Origin of the sequence: Hydrogenophaga sp., from assembly GCF_030158645.1 — a bacterium.
Taxonomy (GTDB): domain Bacteria; phylum Pseudomonadota; class Gammaproteobacteria; order Burkholderiales; family Burkholderiaceae_C; genus Hydrogenophaga.
On record NZ_JAOASO010000031.1, the window covers coordinates 1 to 3,319 of the forward strand.

Genomic DNA, 3,319 nt, shown 5'->3' on the forward strand with positions numbered 1-3,319 from the left:
AGGCCCGGGTGCGCACGCAGCTGCGGCTCAAACAGGCCAACGACGCGCTCAAGCAGGTGGCGGCCACCGATCGCCTGAACCTGGCCGAAGCGCTGAAGGACCTGCGCGAGAGCCACGCCCAGCTGCAGAAAAACGCCGAAGAACTGCAGATCGCCAACGAAGGCCTGCTGCAGTTTGTGCGCATCGCCTCGCACGACTTGCGCGAACCGCTGAACACGGTGGTCCAGTTCATCGGGCTGGTGCAAGACGACCACGGCACCGTGCTGCCCGACGACGCGCGCCACTACCTCAAGCTGGTGCACAACGCGGGCGAGCACATGCGAACCCTGCTCGACGACGTGGTGCGCTACGCCCGCCTGCAGAACGGCGAGACCGAGCCGCCCACCCCGGTGGCGCTGGCGCCGCTCATGGCCGAGCTGTGCGATGCGCTCGCCGCGCAACTCAACGCCACCGGTGCCCAGCTGGAGATCGGCGAGCTGCCCCAGGTGGTGGGGCACGCCAGCCTGCTGTCTCAGCTGTTCCAGAACCTGGTGACCAACGCGCTGAAATTCGTGCCCCCGGGCAGCGTGCCGCGCATCGAGATCACCGCACAAACAGACGGGGGCATGGCCACCATCAGCGTGAGGGACAACGGCATCGGCATCTCGGCCGAAGGCCAGGCCCGGCTGTTCCAACCCTTCGCACGCCTGAACCTGCGGCGCGAGTTCGAGGGCACCGGGCTGGGTCTGGCCATCAGCCGCCAGATCGCCGAGGCGCACGGCGGCACCATCGGCGTGCGTTCGCAACCGGGTGAGGGTTCGACCTTCGAGGTGCGCTTGCCCCTGGGCTGACCCGGGCCGTCGGCGAAGACGACAATGGCGGCCCCATCCCCACACAGGACACCCACCGCATGAAAGCCGCCTGGTACCGCAGCAATGGTCTGGCCCGAGACGTTCTGGAGGTGGGCGACCTGCCCATGCCGCAACCCGGCCCGGGCGAGGTGCGGGTGAAACTGCACACCTCCGGCGTCAACCCGTCGGACGTGAAGTCCCGCCTGAAGCGGCCCCTGATCGCCGAGCGCATCGTGCCGCACAGCGACGGCGGCGGGGTGGTCGATGCGGTCGGTGACGGTGTGCCGGCCAGCCGCTTGGGCGAACGGGTGTGGGTGTGGAACGCGCAGTGGCAGCGGCCCCTGGGCACGGCGTGCGAACACGTGGTGTTGCCCGCACAGCAGGCGGTGGCACTGCCCGACCAGGTGGACTTCGATGCCGCGGCCTGTCTGGGGATTCCAGCGCTCACCGCCGTGCAAGCCATCCACCTGGCCGGCCCGTTGCAGGGCAAGACGGTGCTGGTCACCGGCGCCGGCAACGCCGTGGGCCACTGCGCCACCCAGCTCGCGGTGTTGCAGGGCGCCACCGTGATCGGCACGGCCGGTGCGCCGGCGCGCCAGCAACACGCGCGCGATGCCGGCGCGCTGCACGTGATCGACTACCAGCGCGAATCGGTGGCCGCGCGCGTGGCCGGGATCACGCAGGGACGGGGGGTGGACGTGGTGATCGACATGGACTTCGCCAGCACCGCCGCGCTGTTGCCGCACAAGGTCCTGAAGCCCCACGGACAGGTGGTGTGCTACGGCTCCAACCAGGCCGGCGAGGTGGCGGTGGATTTCCGCACGCTGCTGTTCGAATCGATCCAGCTCACCTTCTTTCTGGTCTACGAACTCACCCCCACGGACCGCGCCCGCGCCGTCCAGACCCTCACCGGGCTGCTGGATGCCGGCCAGTTGCGGCTGGCCGTGGGCCAGACCTTTGCGCTGGACGACATCGCCGCCGCACACGAAGCGGTGGAAGCCGGGCGGGTGGTCGGCAACGTGGTGATCCGGCTTTGAACGCCGCCCGGATCACGCCACCGTTCTGAACACCGCGCGCAGGGCCTCCAGCCGGGGTGGTTTGCTCAGCAGGTGATCCACATGGGGCGGGCACTCGCCCTCTTCCTGCATGCGCCGGCCCCAGCCCGTGAGCATCACCACCGGTGTCTGTGGCGACGCGGCCTTGACAGCGGCCGCCACGGCCCGGCCATCGACCTCGGGCATGCCCAGGTCGGTGATCACCACATCAAACACCTGTGCCGGCAGCGCCGCCCTGAACGACGCGATGCCCTCGCCGCCCCCGGCCGCGCACGTCACGCTGTGCCCGTCGGCGGTCAGTGTCTCCGACAGCGAGCGCAGCAACAGGGGGTCGTCATCGACCAGCAGGATCTTCAAGGGCCGGCAGGGGGCGGGTGGGTCGAGCGGCGCGCCCGCGGGCACGGGGTTGCGGTGCGCCGGAAACACCAGGCGCACGGTGGTGCCTTCACCGGGCGCGCTCACCACGTCGATCTCGGCACCGTGGCGCTGCATGCAGCCATAGACCATGGCCAGGCCCAGGCCGGAGCCGCGCTGGCCCTTGGTGGTGAAGAAGGGCTCAAGGCAGCGGCGCTGGGTCTCGGCGTCCATGCCGATGCCGCTGTCGCGCACCTCGAGCACCACGCGCGAGGCGCCGTCCACCTGCGCTTCCTCGCGGGTCAGCAGGCTGAGCGTGCCACCCTCGGGCATGGCGTCCACCGCGTTGAGCACGAGGTTGGTCAGCGCATCGCGGATCTCACCCTCCATGACGAAGACCGGCGTGAGCCCATCGGCCAGGTCGAGCACCACGTCGATGGAAATGCCGGCCTGCTGCGGCATGTCGCGCCAGCGCGCACGCGTGAGGTCCAGGGCCTGGCGCACCAGCGGGTTGAGATCCACCGTCCGGCGCTGCACACCGGTGTCGCTGGGCCGGTAGAACTCGCGCATGCGCGCCACGGTTTCGGCCACATCGTCGATGGCAATCTGCACCGTCTGCAGCTGCGCGCGCCCGCGCTCGCTGAGTCCGCGCTCGTTGGCCAGCAGCGATTCGGTGTAGAGCGCCACCGGCGAGAGGGCGTTGTTGATGTCGTGCGCGATGCCGCTGGCCATCTGCCCCAGCACCCGCAGGCGCTCCTGCTGCAGCACCACCTGCTGCGCTGCGTTGAGTTCGTCGTAGGCCTGCTGCAGGGAGCGGTGCAGCCGGGCCTGGCTGGCGGCCAGCGCCACGTGTTCGGCGAGCTGTCGCATGAACTCGCACTCCCCGCTGTCGAAGCCGTGGCCCTGTGCACGCCCGGCCACCAGCACGCCCAGGACCTCGCCCTGCGCCTGCAGGGGCGCAAACACGGCGGACCCGATGCCCGCCCGCGCCAGCTGTCGGGGCCACTCAAACGCCGAGTCGGCCAGTGCCGGCTCGTACAGCAATTCGCCGCCCGTGCAGCGCAACAGACCGCTGTCCGC

The 3,319-nt window shown here is 70.3% G+C and carries 3 protein-coding genes; 2 read left to right on the forward strand and 1 reads right to left on the reverse strand.

Going from position 1 to position 3,319, the window contains the following annotated elements:
* Positions 1 to 830 (forward strand): ATP-binding protein (locus tag Q1W68_RS02925; RefSeq protein ID WP_300715554.1); only part of this gene is annotated, 830 nt, incomplete at its 5' end.
* 59 nt (positions 831 to 889) lie between these two features.
* The gene (locus Q1W68_RS02930) at positions 890 to 1,867 is read left to right on the forward strand and encodes an NADPH:quinone reductase (protein ID WP_300715556.1); all 978 of its coding nucleotides are present in this window, start codon (positions 890 to 892) and stop codon (positions 1,865 to 1,867) included.
* A gap of 12 nt (positions 1,868 to 1,879) precedes the next feature.
* On the opposite strand, the gene Q1W68_RS02935 is transcribed toward Q1W68_RS02930, so the two are convergent.
* The coding region (locus tag Q1W68_RS02935; RefSeq protein ID WP_300654135.1) for an ATP-binding protein at positions 1,880 to 3,319 on the reverse strand (1,440 nt) is incomplete at its 5' end.

Excerpts from the sequence above, each read along its gene's own strand:
- Q1W68_RS02930 (WP_300715556.1), top strand. The coding sequence starts at position 890 with ATGAAAGCCGCCTGGTACCGCAGCAATGGTCTGGCCCGAGACGTTCTG.